Source organism: Mucilaginibacter sp. PPCGB 2223 (assembly GCF_001705515.1).
Taxonomy (GTDB): Bacteria; Bacteroidota; Bacteroidia; order Sphingobacteriales; family Sphingobacteriaceae; genus Mucilaginibacter.
Window position 1 is genome coordinate 2,084,927 of the sequence record NZ_MDJS01000001.1, and the last position, 14,754, is coordinate 2,099,680.

Here is a 14,754-nt window from a genome sequence, read left to right on the forward strand (position 1 = left end):
ATCTAACTAAGTAATATTATTACAAACCTGCCCGCTAAGCAGGCAATCATTTTAACATTTAGTAACATGACCATTAACGACTGCGATCCATATCATTTTATTAACGGTGTTAATAAAATTAACATCAATAAACACTCAGACACTACTGATACCATATATATCGGCGGCGCATACGCTGCCTTAGGTTCCATTAATAATCAATCAAAAACAACCATCATGAAAATTATCCTTTCAGCTATTATAGCCATAGCACTATTCAGTTGCGCGCCTAAGCCGCAAACAGCACAGGCCCCACCTGCGCCCTCGTTACCTGTAGCGGTCATTCGACCTGGTACCGATACCACTTACCAGGAGTATCCAGCATCTATAGAAGGTGTTGTAAACGTGGAGGTGCGCCCGCAGGTAAGCGGCTCGTTAGACAAAGTATTTGTAGATGAAGGCGCTTTTGTAAGAGCAGGCCAGCCCTTATTTAAAATTAACGAACAGCCTTTTCGCGCGGCTTTAAACAATGCCCTGGCAAGCCAGCACGCCGCCGAAGGGGCCTTAGCTAATGCCCAGTTGGAGATCGATAAATTAACTCCGCTGGTACAGAACAAGGTAATATCTGATTACCAGCTAAAAGCGGCAAAAGCAGCTTATGATATCGCAAAAGCCAATATCGAACAAGCTAAAGCCAACGTAGCGACCGCAAAAATTAACTTAAGCTATACGCTCATCAGCGCACCGGTAAGCGGTTATATAGGTCGCTTGTTAAAGAAACAAGGCAGCCTGGTTAGCCCGACCGATGTGCAGGAACTCACTCAGCTATCTGACGTGCACGATGTACACGTTTACTTTTCGTTAAGCGAAAAGGATTTTGTGGATTTTAAAGAACAATATCCGGGCGCCACACTGGGCGATAAACTGCAACACTTGCCACCGGTAAACCTGTTATTGTCTGACAACACCACTTATGCTAAGAGTGGTAAGATAGATATGATCGACGGCCAGTTTGATAAAACCACCGCCGCGATCACGATACGCGCCAGTTTTGCAAACCCCGATGGTTTGCTGCGTGCCGGTAATACAGGCAAGGTACGCCTGGGCCTGCAGCATAAAGATGCATTGATCGTGCCCGAATCGGCCACTATCGAAATGCAGGATAAGGTATTTGTATTTGCCCTGGCCGATAGCAACAAGGTTAAAAAGGTGCCCATCGGTATTGCTGGCAAAAGCGGCACAAATTATCTGGTTAACCGCGGCCTGAAAGCCGGCGATCAGATTGTGTTAAGCGGCATCGACCATTTACAGGAAGGTACCGTTATTCAGCCCCAAAAAACTGCCGAAAAGGTAGCAGCATTGCAATAATCAGAGTAAAGAATTAAGAATCAGGAATCAAGACTTTAAAAAAACAGAAAAAGACAGTTTGTCTTGAGTCTTGCTTCTAACTAATCAAAAAAGCCATGTTCAAGAAATTTATAGAAAGGCCGGTACTATCCACCGTTATCTCCATTTTACTGGTGATACTGGGTATACTCGGCTTAACCAAATTGCCGCTGCAGCAATTCCCCGATATCGCCCCGCCCGCAGTACTGGTATCCGCGGTATATCCGGGCGCCAATGCCGAGACCGTATTACGGTCGGTAGCGCCATCGCTCGAAGAATCCATCAACGGTGTGGAAAATATGAGCTATATGAGCTCGACCGCCAGTAATGACGGCACCCTGGCCATCACCGTTTACTTTAAACAAGGTACCAACCCCGACCAGGCCGCGGTAAACGTGCAGAACCGTGTGGCCCAGGCCACCAGCCAACTGCCTGCGGAAGTGGTTCAACAGGGTATCACCACTACCAAACAACAAAACAGCCTCATTGGTGCCGTAGGTATGTATACCGAGGATAGTACCAAATACGACCAGGCATTTGTGGCTAACTACGCGCAGATCAATATCATCCCCGAGTTAAAACGGATACCGGGCGTAGGTTCGGCCAGTATATTCGGAGGTGTTAAAGATTACTCGATGCGGGTATGGCTCAACCCTGCGCAGATGGCAGCTTACAAGATCACTCCTGCCGAAGTAATGAACGCCATACAGGATAAGAACCTGGAGGCCGCTCCCGGTAAATTGGGCGAACGCAGTAAAGAGGTTTTTGAGTATGTGATCAAATACAAAGGTAAACTTACCAAGCCGGAAGAGTACGAGAATATTGCCATCCGTGCCAATGCCGATGGCTCGGTGCTACGCCTCAAGGATGTAGCCAGGGTTGAACTGGGATCGTACTCGTACACCAGCATGACCCACCTGAATGGGCACGATGGTATCGCAATAGGCGTAATACAATTGGCCGGGTCGAACGCTAACGATATACAGATAGCCGTAGATAAGCTGATGGAAAAAGCATCGAAAGATTTCCCTGCCGGCATCAAATACAATAACTTCTATCGTACTAAAACTGCACTCGACGAATCGATCAGCCAAGTGGAGCACACACTGGTGGAAGCCTTTATACTGGTGTTCCTGGTGGTGCTGATTTTTTTACAGGATTTCCGCTCTACCCTGATACCGGCTATCGCTGTACCAGTGGCCATATTGGGTACTTTCTTTTTCATGAGCCTGTTTGGTTTCTCTATCAACCTGCTTACACTCTTTGCTTTGGTACTGGCCATTGGTATCGTGGTCGACGACGCGATTGTAGTAGTAGAGGCCGTACATGCCAAAATGGAGCATGAACACCTGGCGCCAAAAGCAGCCACAACCAAGGCCATGCACGAAATTACCGGCGCCATCGTGTCTATTACATTAATTATGGCCGCGGTATTTTTACCGGTAGGCTTTATGACTGGCTCAACCGGGATATTTTACCGCCAGTTTGCGTTTACCATGGCTATCGCTATCGTGATATCGGCAGTGAATGCGTTAACACTTAGCCCGGCATTAGCAGCCTTATTTTTAAAGAGCGGCCATATCAAAGCTGATGGCGAAGTAGTTAACAGGAGCTTTAAACAGAAGTTTTACGATGGCTTTAACCACAGCTTTAACGCGATGAGTGAGCGGTACCTGGGCGCCGTTAAATTCCTCATCAAACGGAAAGCCATTGCTTTGGGCGGACTGGCTGTGATCATTGCGGCAACTGTTTACCTGGTAAGTACCACTAAATCGGGCTTTATCCCTACCGAAGACCAGGGTTTCATCGCTGTATCGGTATCAACGCCATCGGGCACGTCGTTACACAACACTACAGCTATATTGAAACAGGCCGAAGATGCCGCCCGCAGCTTGCCTGCCGCAAGGTTTGTTACCGCGATATCGGGCTTTAACCTGTTGACCAGCTCTACCAGCCCGTCGGCAGCAGTATTTTTTGTATTGTTGAAACCAAACGAAGATCGTGGTGCTGTAAAAAACATTGATGAGATACAGAACGTGTTGCGTGGCAAATTGGGTGCAATAACCGGCGGCAGCTTCTTTGTGTTCAGTTTCCCTACGGTACCGGGGTTCAGCAACGTGGAGGCGCTCGACGTGGTATTGCAGGATAAAACCGGCGGCAAGCTGGATAGGTTTAGCGGCGTGGCCAATAACTTTATCGGCAAGCTGATGGCTAAACCGGCTATTGCGTATGCATTCACCTCTTTCAAGGCCGATTATCCACAGCTGCAACTGGAGGTAAATGATGATAAGGCAAACCAGTTGGGTGTGAGTGTGAAGGATATCTTACAAACCATGCAGGCCTACTTCGGCAGCGCACAGGCATCGGATTTTAACCGCTTTGGTAAATATTACCGCGTTGTGGTGCAGGCCGATATCGCCGACCGTACCGACCCTTCTGCTATCGACCGTGTATTTGTAAAAAACAAAGCCGGCGAAATGGTACCGATCAGCACGCTGGTGAAACTGACCCGTGTTTATGGTTCGGAAACGGCATCGAGGTATAACCTGTTCAATTCTATCGAAGTGAACGCAATACCGAAACCGGGCTACAGCTCAGGCGACGCGATCAAAGCCATTCAGCAAACCGCCCAGGAAGAATTACCATCGGGGTTTGCCTATGAGTTTTCTGGCCAAACCCGCGAGGAGATCTCATCGGGCGGGCAATCGGCCATCATATTCGTGCTTTGTTTGGTGTTCGTTTACTTCCTGTTAGCCGCGCAGTACGAAAGCTATATCCTGCCGCTGGCCGTTATCCTGTCAATCCCAACAGGTATCGTTGGTACATTTATCGTATTGGGTTTAACCGGTATCGAAAATAACATCTATGTACAGGTAGCACTCATCATGCTCATCGGTCTGCTGGCTAAAAACGCCATCCTGATCGTCGAATTTGCCGTACAGCGCCGCAGGGCCGGGCAACCGTTGGTTGCCGCCGCCATGGAGGCCGCCAAATTGAGGCTGCGCCCGATCATCATGACCTCGCTGGCATTCGTATTCGGCTTGTTCCCGATGAGCATCGCTACCGGTCCGTCGGCACAGGGCAACCACTCGATCAGTATTGGCGCTGCCGGAGGGATGGTTTCGGGAGTAATACTTGGTCTGTTTATTATCCCTGTACTGTTCGTGATCTTCCAGGCGTTGCAGGAAAAAGTAACCGGTGTACCGATGGCGGTTTTAATGGAAAATAACGGGCACCAGAACGGCCACGCGGTTAAAGAGTTACAGCAGGAATTTACCGCTTAATTAAAAAGATAAAAAAATGAAAAAATATATAAGCGCTTTAGCATTGATCAGCCTGATCATCAGCGCCTGTTCGGTATCCAAGGATATCAAAACACCCAAAACGGAGTTGCCTGAAAATTTCCGCAACGCTGCGGTTACGGCAACCGCCGACACCAGCAGTATTGCCGATATACCCTGGAAGCAGTTTTTTACCGAACCTGCTTTGCAGAAATTGATCGACAGTGCAATAGCTAAAAATTACGATATGCAGATCGCCATTAAAAATATAACGGCGGCGCAATTATTGCTTAACCAGGTTAAGTGGGACTATGTACCCGAAATTAATGCGAACGTAACTGCTACTTCTACCCGCCCGGCAGACAATAGCCTGAACGGTTTGAGCCTGAGCCAGTATAATATCGGCCAAAAACATATCGAAGATTATTCGGCTAATGTTTCACTTTCGTGGGAAGCCGATATCTGGGGCAAGATCCGCAGCAAACAGCAGGGCGCTTTAGCTGCCTACCTGCAAACCACCGAGGCCAAAAAATTGGTGCAGACCGACATCGTGGCCGGCGTATCGCAGGGATATTATAACCTGCTGATGCTGGATGCTCAATTGACCATTGCTCAAAAAAATGTAAAACTGAACGATAGCACTTTGCGGATTATTCGTTTGCAATACAATGCGGGTCAGGTTAGTTCGCTGGCTGTACAACAGGCCGAGGCGCAGCGCCTTGCAGCCGCGCAGCTGGTGCCTCAATTTGAGCAGAACATCGCCATACAGGAAAACGCCCTGCGTATATTGAGCGGGGTATTGCCCGATAAAGTGGCCCGGGGCGCCGATCTGGAGCAGATCTCCGTTTCCGGAAACCTGAACACCGGAGTACCGGCTAACCTGATCAGCCGCCGCCCCGATGTGCGCAGTGCCGAATTGCAGCTGACCATCGCTAATGCCAATGTGGGTATCAGTAAAGCCGCTATGTACCCTGCATTAAGTATAACTGCCAGCGGTGGCGTTAATTCGTTTAAGGCCAGCAACTGGTTCAACGTGCCGGCATCGTTGTTCGGTGTAGTTGCCGGCGGTGTGGTGCAGCCCTTGCTTGATCATAAAGAACTAAGCACCCGGTACAAGGTAGCGCAGGTCGAACGCGAAAAAGTGGTGCTGCAGTTCCGCCAGTCGGTACTGAACGCCGTGGGCGAGGTATCCGACGCGCTGGTGAGCATCGAAAAATTGAAATCGCAGGAACAAATCGCCGCTAACCGTGTGGGTACACTGCAAAAAGCTACAGGCAATGCCGATCTGCTGTTCAGGAACGGGTTGGCTAATTACCTCGAAGTGATCACCGCTCAAGGCAATGTGCTGCAAAGCGAACTGGAACTGGCGACCATCAAAAGAAATGAGTTGAATGCCATATCGGCCTTGTACCGTTCGTTAGGTGGCGGTTGGAAATAAGTCGATAAAAAAGGCCCGCTTTAATAAAGCGGGCCTTTTTATGACGCATTATCTCGCTCCAGGATCAGCAGGCTTAACAAATAGTGAAACCCTGGTTCTCATTTCACTTAATGGCTTGGCAAAACCGCAAAGTATTGCCATCTGCATCGGTAACATAAAATTCACGCCGGCCCCAGGTTTGGTCGGTTGGCCCCTGGTGTACCGGAGAGTTTGGTTTATGTGAAGTATCCAGGCCACGATTCTTGTATTCGGCAAACAACAAATCAACATCGTTCACCCAAACATAGATTACTGAGCCGAAGAGGCGTTCGCTTTCGTAAGTGGTAATCTGTAACTCCGTATGTTCATGGCCAAGGTCAACGACCGGAGAGTCGGGCGTATCTTCGGGGCAGGTCATTACAAAATCGAGCACTTCGGTATAGTGCCTGATAGCAGCTCTCATATTGCTTACCTTGAAAAGAGGAATTATTTTCATCGCACCAATTAATTATGTTGATGATCGTTTCATTCTTTTATACTTTTATCTCGGAGTTAACCAAAATTAATAGTTTATTCAGATCTTCTTTAATAATGAAGGTCTTAAATTCGATGACACAAGTTCTCCTGCCCCCAGGTTGATTGCAAGGCCTGCAAACCTGCTGACTTTACTGCTATGGATTTATTCCATAAACCAATTACAATTTCCAAAATATGGAAATCTACAAATCAAGAAAACATATCAAATATCTAATAATCAATAAGTTATGTTATTGGCACAAGCTATGTATCGAACTTGGTATGAAAACGACCAATCCACAACAAGTACAAGTTTTTTTAATCGATGGGGATGAGTCTCATCGTAACAGCTACCTTCATTCATTAAATGCAGGTGGAATTTCGAGTTGCCGGGGCTTTGCAAGCGTTGAAGACGGCATATCCGGATTAACAAACGGGCAGCCTGATGTCATCGTATTAGCCTATGGTATGTTAACCAGCAACGGTACCGACGTACTGCAACGCATCAGAGATCTCGACCCATTTATTGATGTAGTATTATTGCCCGGCCCGTCCTACGCTAATGCGATGGAGAAGCTGACCCAGCTAAGCGGGTACAATTACCGGCGGCGCGAAAACACCGACTATATACTGGATTATCTGTTAACGATCCTGTCCCGCGCTTCCAGAAGCAAACGTTCTGCCTGATCATCCGGTTTATTTTGTTCTGGTTATTTAATTCATCAAACTATTTAACACATATCGCTGCCATTGCTCAAAAACCTGGTGAGGATATTGGTCTGCAATATTGGGTGTAATTGACGGTTTTTCGCCAATGAGTACACCGATCTCCTGCAAATCCGAAAATATCCCGGATTTCAGCCCCGCAAGGAAAGCCGCACCCATTGCCGAAGCATCTTTGTTGCCGTGATACAATTGTTTACCCAACAGGGTTGCCAAAAACTGCAGCACAAAGCGGTTACCCGTCATGCCGCCGTTTAGCGACAGGCTTTTAAGCTGCACCTGCCCTTTCGTCTCCATATCGGCAATCACTTCATTGATCTGGAAAGCAATCGTTTCGAGCAGAGCACGCACGAGGTGGTTACGGTTACAATCGAAAGTCAGGCCGTAGATTTCGGCCTTCCGGCTCATATCCCAATGCGGAGCGCCCAGGCCGCTAAAGGCCGGCACAAGGTACACACCGTTGTTATCGGCTACGGCGGTAGCCATGGCTTCGGTTTGGGCAGCATCTGTAAACAGGCCCATCTCGTTCTTTACCCATTCCACCATCGATCCGCAGGATACGATCACCCCTTCCAAAGCATAATGCACTTCCTTTTCGGTGCTCCAGCAAATGGTGCCCACCATGCCTTCACCGCCATCGGGCAATATATCGCCGGTATTGATCAGGATAGAGCAACCCGTTCCTAAGGTGGCCTTGGCCTTACCCTTTTCAAAGCAACCTTCGCCAAAGGCAGCAGCGTGCGAATCGCCGATCATCGCGTTTACCGGCATCGCCGACGGTAATATCCCTTCAAAATCAGTCTCCCCAAAGGCAGATGCCGATGCCTGGACGTTTGGCAAGTTAAGGTTCTCTAACCCAAATTGGCTTAGCAGCTCTTTATCCCAGTTTAAACTTTCCAGGTTAAAAAACAGCGTGCGAGATGCATTGGTATAATCGGTACGGTATTGCCGCCCACCGGTCAATTTATACAACAGCCAGGTATCTACCGTTCCGAAATAAGCTTCGCCGGCATCGATGGCTTGCTTAACTTTAGTATGATATTGATAGAGCCAGATCACTTTACTTCCTGAAAAATAAGGGTCGATCAACAAACCGGTTTTGCTTTTGATTTCGGGTTTCAGGCCACGTGTTTCCAGTTCGCGGCAAACACCAACCGAACGCTTGCACTGCCAAACTACCGCGTTATACAAAGGTTCGCCTTGCTTATCCCAAAGTACAAAAGTTTCGCGCTGATTGGATATGCCGCACGTTTTGATATCGGCGATGTTTCCGCCGTTAGCAATAAAAGCATCTGTGCAGCCCTTAACAGCAGCCAATACATGTGTATAAATCTCTTCGGGATCCTGCTCCACCAAACCGCCTTCGAGGTAAGTGGTTTTCAGCGGCTCGGTAAATTTGCTTACGATACGCCCCTGCTCATCAGCAATGATACACTTGGTGCCGCTGGTACCCTGATCGATAGAGAGTATGTACCGGCTCATTCGTTTTTGGAGCTTGCTTTATCAATGATGACGGCCAGTAATATCACTGCACCCTTAACCACCTGCTGCCAAAACGGCGAAACGTTCAATAACACCAAACCATTGTTTAATACACCTATAATGACCGCGCCCAAAACCGTACCCCAGATGGTGCCTTTGCCACCCGATAACGAAGTACCGCCTATAACCACCGCGGCGATGGCATCTAACTCATAGCTGATACCGGCATTAGGCTGGGCCGAATCTAACCGTGAAGTCACCAATAAACCACCAACAGCAGCGAGTGCCCCGGCCAGTGCATACACCGTGATTTTTACTTTGGATATCTTAATGCCGGATAACCGGGCCGCATTTTCGTTACCGCCAATAGCATAGATATACCTGCCCAGCTGAGTTTTATTGGTGAGCACCACAGCGCCCAATACTACGATAGCTGATATCCAAACGGGTACCGGGATGCCTAAAAACCAGCCCGTACCAATAAAATCGAAATGATCGCCTAAAACAGAAATAGGAAAACCTTTGGTATATAACAATGTCAAGCCTCTGGCGATAGTCAGCATAGCCAGCGTGGCCACAAAAGGAGGTACTTTAAAGCGAGTAATGGTGAATCCGTTAAATGCACCGACCGCCGAACCGGTGAGCAAACCCGCCATGATGGCGCCAAACAGGGTAAAACCAATATATAAATCGCCCGAGGGAACATCCACACCATTTTTGAGCAAACCGGCAGTAATAGCACCGCAAAGGGCCAGTACTGAGCCTACCGAAAGGTCGATACCTGAGGTGAGCACCACGAGCGTCATCCCAACTGCAATGCAGATATTAACAGATATCTGCCGCATCACGTTCCAGCCGTTATCAACCGTCAGGAACTTATCCGACAGGCAGCTTAGCACAATACACAGGATGACCAGCGCTATAAGCGACTGGAACCGTGCCAAATTTTTTGTATTCAAACTCATCTCCGGGTTTATAGGGTTTTAGGGATAGCTGCTTTTAAAATATTGTCTTCGGATGCTTCTGCAGCGGTAAATTGGGCGGTAATACAGCCTTCGGCCATCACGAGCACACGATCTGATATGGTTAATATCTCCGGCAGCTCCGACGATACTACGATAACGCCCATACCACCTGCCGCCAGCTCCAGTATCAGTTTGTATATCTCGTTTTTGGCGTTGATATCGATGCCGCGGGTGGGTTCATCCAACATCAAAACCTTCGGATTGGTAGCCAGGCATTTGGCCAGTACTATTTTTTGCTGATTGCCTCCGCTCAGGTTTTTTACCAACTGGCTGGCCGACGACGTTTTGATTTGGAGCGAACCGATATATTTTTGCGCCAGTTGCTGTTCCTTAGCTTCGTTCAAAAAGCCCATGCGCTGCATTACCGGCAAGGTGGTTAACCCGATATTAGTCTTGACATCCAAACCTAAAATCAGGCCGTCTTTCTTGCGGTCTTCCGGAACGAGGGCAATACCTGCGGCCATAGCTTCGCCGGGCGAGCGGAAACTTACAATTTGACCATCGATATTCACTGTACCGCCGGATAGACCTTCGTGCAGGCCAAAAATAGTTTCCAGCAGTTCTGTACGCCCGGCGCCCATCAAACCAAAAATGCCCAGCACTTCGCCGCGGCACAGGTTAAACGAAATATTTTTGAGCAGTTCGCGGTTTTTATGTTCGGGATGCTTAAGGTTGATATGCTGTACGCTCAGCACCGGAGCTTCGGCAGAAGCGATTTTGTTGTTGCGGATGACATTGATATCGCGACCAACCATTTTACGGATGAGTTCATCTTGAGTGATGGCTTTCATCTCGCCGGCCTCGATGGTTTTACCATCGCGCAATACAATGTAACGATCGGCAATCTTAAACAATTCATCCAGCTTATGTGATATGTAAACGATCACCTTGCCCTCGTTACGCAGTTCGGTGATGATACCGAACAGCACCTCCACCTCACTTTCGGTTATGGCCGATGTCGGTTCATCCATAATGATCACTTCACAGTCGGTCAGCAAAGCTTTGGCTATCTCCACCACCTGTTGCTGGCCGACTTTCAGATCGCCAACAAGTGTATCCGGGTCGATATTAAGCTTTAATCGCGAAAGCAATCGCTGTGTGCGGGTTTTCATCGCGTTCGCGTTAAGCATGCCCCAGCTATTGGTCAGTTCGCGGCCCAGAAAAATATTTTCGGTAATACTAAGATATGGCACCAGGTTCAGTTCCTGGTGAATGATGGCGATACCGGCATTTTGCGCTTCGCGCGGATTGTTAAAATTCACCTGTTCGCCGCGCAGCAAAATACGGCCCTCGTAATCAGGGTAAACGCCCGAGAGTATTTTCATCAGGGTTGATTTGCCCGCACCATTCTCGCCCAAAATAGCGTTCACCTTTCCGGGATAGAGTTCCATACTCACATCCTGCAAAGCAATTACGCCGGGGAACTTCTTGGTGATATTTTGCGCGACCAGCATACTATGGCAATACTTTTAAAGTAACAGGTATAACTTCGGGATCCTCTACATTCAAGCGCGCCTGGTTAAGTTCAATAGCTCCGGTAAACTCAACTTTGCTGCCTTTTTTCACTACAGCTTTAAACGGCGGTATCACCTTGGCACGGATGATCTTGTTCACTTCCGACGAAATATTGCTCAGGTCGACCGTATTGCTGAAATCGTTCAGATTAATCAAACCCGAAGCATCGCGTATAGCATTACCAAACACAAACTCGGTAGCTATATACACGTTGTTATGACCGGTGGTGACCAGTTTTACATCGCTTTCATCAATAGCGTCAACTTCGCCGGCACCTTTCACCATAAAAAAGCGTATGCTGCCAATGGTGAGCGCATGGCCATAGGCTGAAAAAGCTTCATTAGGCTGCGATTTGATCTGCGTAAATAACTCATCTATAGTTATGGCTTTTTCGGTAACGGCCGGGAGTTTGTTATTCAGCATATCCTGAGCATAGGATGCGGCGTTGAACGTTTTGGCGGGGGCTTTCATTTCGCTCAGCTTCCGAAAATAAACCGAGTTGTAAAGTGTGAAAGCAATGATCACAACCCAAATACCATATTTGTATACTTTTTTCATGCCTGCTTATTTTTTGCCGTAGGCTATGTAATCGGATATATTCTTTTGCGTCACCACCTCTACACCAACCTGTATCTTTTTCGGAAAATCGCGCTTGCCTTTAAAATATTCATCGGCATAATTGGCGGCAGTTTGTGCCATCACTTTGGGAAACTGCATGGCAGTAGCCAGTATCTTACCCTCCTTAATGCCTTGGATGGCATCCTCGGCACCGTCGAAACCCATCACTTTTACCTTATTGGCTTTGCCTGCGGCAGCCAGCGCCTGGTAAGCGCCCATAGCCATGGCATCATTACCGCAAAAAACGCCGTCAATATCCGGGTGAGCCTGCAGTATGGATTCCATCACTTCCATGCCTTTATTTCTGTCAAAATCGGCGCTTTGCTGGGCAACCATCTGCAAACCGGGATAATAATCAACCACGCTATGAAAACCTTTGCTGCGGTTCCAGGTGTTGTTATCGGCTACTATGCCCAATATCTCTACGTACTTGCCTTTTTTATGCATCTGCTGTACGAAGTATTTACCCAAATCGACACAGCCCGAATAACTATCGGAAAGTATCTGCGAGGTTGGCCCGGTAACTGAGTTTACCTCCCTATCCATACAAAAAACCGGCACTCCGGCGGTTTTGGCCTTGTTCACATTTACCACCGAGCCATTGGCGTCGGTAGGGTTAAACAAAATGGCGCTGTAGCCCGCGGCAATGGCATTCTCAAAATTATCGGTCTCGGTAGCGGTGTTGTTTTGCGAATCGAATATCTTGGTCTCGTAGCCCAGGCTTTGCGCCTGCGCAGCAGCAGTTTGCGCCAGAAACACAAACCAGGGGTTATTGAGTGTCGATACGATAACGGCTACCTTTTTGGCCTTCGCTTCGACATTTTTATTATGACAACCCGTCGCCGCAATAAGCAGCAGTAACAATATGATGATTCTTCTCATGCAATATGCAGTATATATTCAGGTTCATAATTGGTTCAGGCCCCCTCTAAATTGCGTTAGCAATCATGAATTCCATAAAAACTAACACTTATGAATAATCTCCCCTGTAGGGGAGGTTTTCTCTTCTTATTGCTTAAGTATTTTTAACGCTTCCGCGGATATGCCATCGGCCGATACGCCGTAGTGATTCAGTATCTCTACCTGCGAGCCGGTAACGGTATACTCGTCGGGTATGCCCATAATTTTAAACGGCTTTTGATACCCTTGCTGTAACAGGTACGATGCGCAGGCTTCGCCCATGCCGCCGTTCACCATATGTTCTTCAACGGTTACTATTGCGCCGGTTTCTTCCGCTATAGCCGACAGCAAAGCGGTGTCTAAAGGCTTGACCGTGTGCATGCTTACCACTGTTGCGGCAACACCTTGCTCAGCCAGTTTTTGCGCAGCTTGCAACGCCGGGTAAACTGTTTCGCCGTTGGCGATGATAGCGATATCTTTTCCTTTCGTTACGACTCTGCCTTTGCCTATCTCAAAACCGACAGTCTCATCATCGGTTAAAAGCGGCATCGATTTTTTGCCGAAACGCAGGTAAACAGGTTTGTTGCTTTTCACGGCGGCTTTTACTGCCTGCTCGGTTTCAAAATTATCGGCAGGCACTACTATAGTAATATTGTTGATGGCACGCAGCACGGCAAAATCGTGCAGGCTGTGATGTGTGGTACCTAAAGCACCATAACTTACACCAGCGCTGATGCCGACCAACCTTACCGGGTTGTCGCTATAGCATACATCATTCTTGATCTGCTCTAAGGCCCTGGCAGTTAAAAAACACGCCGGCGATACGGCAAAAGCCTTTTTTCCTGCCGATGCCAGCCCAGCGGCAACGCCCACCAAATTCTGCTCGGCAATGCCTATCTCCACAATTTGCTCCGGCAAATCAGTACCAAATTTGACCAACTTACCAGATCCGCGCGAATCGCTGGTTACGGCAATAATATCGCGATCGGCTGTGGCCAGTTGTTGTAAAACTGCGGCAAATACATCCTGATTCGGCTTGCCGTTAATACTGGTATCTGTTGTAACTGCTCCCAAAATTGTTAAATATTAGCCAAAACCGAATCCAGTTCGGCAATGGCGGTTTCGTATTGCTGCTGATCAGGCACACCATGGTGCCATTTCAACGTGTTTTCCATAAAGCTTACGCCTTTACCTTTTACAGTATGCGCTATCACCAGACTTGGTTTGCCTTTTTCGAAAGGAACGGCGTTCAAGACTTCTTTCAAAGCTTTCACATCATTACCATCCACCTCGCGCACTGCCCAGCCAAAACTTTCAAATTTGGCGTCGATAGGGTCTGTATCGCACACCTCGGTATTGGGCCCGGTTATCTGCAGTTTATTGTTATCGATGATGGCGCAAACGTTATCCAGTTTGTAGTGCGCAGCAGTCAATGCGGCTTCCCAATTAGAGCCTTCGGGCAGCTCTCCATCGCCCAGCATAGTGAAAACCCGGTATGCTTTTTTATCCATTTTCGCGGCAAGCGCAGTACCTACGGCAATAGGCAAACCATGTCCAAGCGCACCGGTATTTTGCTCAACTCCGTGTACTTTTCTGGTAGGATGGCCAATGTAATGTGATTTGTATTTGCACAGAGTCTCCAGGTCGCCCTCCGGGAAAAATCCCTGGTCGGCCAGCACCACAAACAAGGCTTCCACGCAATGCCCTTTACTTTGGATGTAACGATCACGATCCGGCGAACCAAAGTTTTCTGGTGATACGTTTAATATTTCATTATAAAGCACATTCAAAATATCGGTACACGACAGGCTGCCACCGGTATGCCCGGCTTTGGCACCTACAATATACTTGAGTATCTTTTTGCGGTACTCTGCTGACTTTTTTGCTAATTCCTTATTCGTCATACCCCTCT

12 protein-coding genes are annotated in these 14,754 nt (G+C 48.0%); 4 read left to right on the forward strand and 8 right to left on the reverse strand.

Annotated features, from left to right (window positions below; translation table 11 throughout):
* Positions 1–66 precede the first annotated feature (66 nt).
* The 3 genes from BEL04_RS09060 (at position 67) to BEL04_RS09070 (ending at position 6,084) form a co-directional block, all read left to right on the forward strand.
* On the forward strand, positions 67–1,347 hold the full coding sequence (locus tag BEL04_RS09060; protein WP_254659545.1) for an efflux RND transporter periplasmic adaptor subunit: 1,281 nt from the start codon (positions 67–69) through the stop codon (positions 1,345–1,347).
* A 95-nt stretch (positions 1,348–1,442) separates the two neighbouring features.
* On the forward strand, positions 1,443–4,649 hold the full coding sequence (locus BEL04_RS09065; RefSeq protein ID WP_066002540.1) for an efflux RND transporter permease subunit: 3,207 nt from the start codon (positions 1,443–1,445) through the stop codon (positions 4,647–4,649).
* 16 nt (positions 4,650–4,665) lie between these two features.
* Positions 4,666–6,084 carry an efflux transporter outer membrane subunit gene (locus tag BEL04_RS09070; RefSeq protein ID WP_066002541.1) on the forward strand — a complete coding sequence of 473 codons (1,419 nt, stop codon included), beginning with the start codon at positions 4,666–4,668 and terminating at the stop codon, positions 6,082–6,084.
* A gap of 103 nt (positions 6,085–6,187) precedes the next feature.
* Here BEL04_RS09070 and BEL04_RS09075 read toward each other — a convergent pair whose 3' ends face one another.
* Complete coding sequence (locus tag BEL04_RS09075; RefSeq protein WP_066002542.1) at positions 6,188–6,526, reverse strand: VOC family protein; 339 nt, start codon at positions 6,524–6,526, stop codon at positions 6,188–6,190.
* 335 nt (positions 6,527–6,861) lie between these two features.
* On the opposite strand from BEL04_RS09075, the gene BEL04_RS09080 reads away from it, so the two are divergent.
* Positions 6,862–7,266, forward strand: a complete 405-nt coding sequence (locus BEL04_RS09080) for a response regulator (protein ID WP_066002546.1) — start codon at positions 6,862–6,864, stop codon at positions 7,264–7,266.
* 27 nt (positions 7,267–7,293) lie between these two features.
* Here BEL04_RS09080 and BEL04_RS09085 read toward each other — a convergent pair whose 3' ends face one another.
* The 7 genes from BEL04_RS09085 to BEL04_RS09115 form a co-directional block, all read right to left on the reverse strand.
* On the reverse strand, positions 7,294–8,784 hold the full coding sequence (locus tag BEL04_RS09085; RefSeq protein ID WP_066002549.1) for a glycerol kinase GlpK: 1,491 nt from the start codon (positions 8,782–8,784) through the stop codon (positions 7,294–7,296).
* Positions 8,781–9,749, reverse strand: a complete 969-nt coding sequence (locus BEL04_RS09090) for an ABC transporter permease (protein WP_066002551.1) — start codon at positions 9,747–9,749, stop codon at positions 8,781–8,783. The genes BEL04_RS09085 and BEL04_RS09090 overlap by 4 nt, the downstream gene beginning before the upstream one ends.
* A gap of 8 nt (positions 9,750–9,757) precedes the next feature.
* Positions 9,758–11,263: a sugar ABC transporter ATP-binding protein gene (locus tag BEL04_RS09095; protein ID WP_066002554.1), complete on the reverse strand. Its 1,506-nt coding sequence runs from the start codon at positions 11,261–11,263 to the stop codon at positions 9,758–9,760.
* Position 11,264: 1 nt separating this feature from the next.
* On the reverse strand, positions 11,265–11,882 hold the full coding sequence (locus tag BEL04_RS09100) for a DUF2291 domain-containing protein (RefSeq protein WP_066002557.1): 618 nt from the start codon (positions 11,880–11,882) through the stop codon (positions 11,265–11,267).
* A gap of 6 nt (positions 11,883–11,888) precedes the next feature.
* A complete protein-coding gene (locus BEL04_RS09105; RefSeq protein WP_066002559.1) occupies positions 11,889–12,824 on the reverse strand; it encodes a D-ribose ABC transporter substrate-binding protein in 936 nt (311 codons plus the stop codon).
* Between the two features lie 126 nt (positions 12,825–12,950).
* Positions 12,951–13,916, reverse strand: a complete 966-nt coding sequence (locus tag BEL04_RS09110) for a transketolase family protein (protein ID WP_066002561.1) — start codon at positions 13,914–13,916, stop codon at positions 12,951–12,953.
* Between the two features lie 5 nt (positions 13,917–13,921).
* Positions 13,922–14,746 carry a transketolase gene (locus tag BEL04_RS09115; protein WP_066002564.1) on the reverse strand — a complete coding sequence of 275 codons (825 nt, stop codon included), beginning with the start codon at positions 14,744–14,746 and terminating at the stop codon, positions 13,922–13,924.
* Between the last annotated feature and the right edge of the window lie 8 nt (positions 14,747–14,754).

Coding starts and splice junctions, on each gene's coding strand:
- BEL04_RS09060 (WP_254659545.1), top strand. CDS start 67: ATGACCATTAACGACTGCGATCCATATCATTTTATTAACGGTGTTAAT.
- BEL04_RS09065 (WP_066002540.1), top strand. CDS start 1,443: ATGTTCAAGAAATTTATAGAAAGGCCGGTACTATCCACCGTTATCTCC.
- BEL04_RS09070 (WP_066002541.1), top strand. CDS start 4,666: ATGAAAAAATATATAAGCGCTTTAGCATTGATCAGCCTGATCATCAGC.
- BEL04_RS09075 (WP_066002542.1), bottom strand. CDS start 6,526: ATGAGAGCTGCTATCAGGCACTATACCGAAGTGCTCGATTTTGTAATG.
- BEL04_RS09080 (WP_066002546.1), top strand. CDS start 6,862: ATGAAAACGACCAATCCACAACAAGTACAAGTTTTTTTAATCGATGGG.
- BEL04_RS09085 (WP_066002549.1), bottom strand. CDS start 8,784: ATGAGCCGGTACATACTCTCTATCGATCAGGGTACCAGCGGCACCAAG.
- BEL04_RS09090 (WP_066002551.1), bottom strand. CDS start 9,749: ATGAGTTTGAATACAAAAAATTTGGCACGGTTCCAGTCGCTTATAGCG.
- BEL04_RS09095 (WP_066002554.1), bottom strand. CDS start 11,263: ATGCTGGTCGCGCAAAATATCACCAAGAAGTTCCCCGGCGTAATTGCT.
- BEL04_RS09100 (WP_066002557.1), bottom strand. CDS start 11,882: ATGAAAAAAGTATACAAATATGGTATTTGGGTTGTGATCATTGCTTTC.
- BEL04_RS09105 (WP_066002559.1), bottom strand. CDS start 12,824: ATGAGAAGAATCATCATATTGTTACTGCTGCTTATTGCGGCGACGGGT.
- BEL04_RS09115 (WP_066002564.1), bottom strand. CDS start 14,746: ATGACGAATAAGGAATTAGCAAAAAAGTCAGCAGAGTACCGCAAAAAG.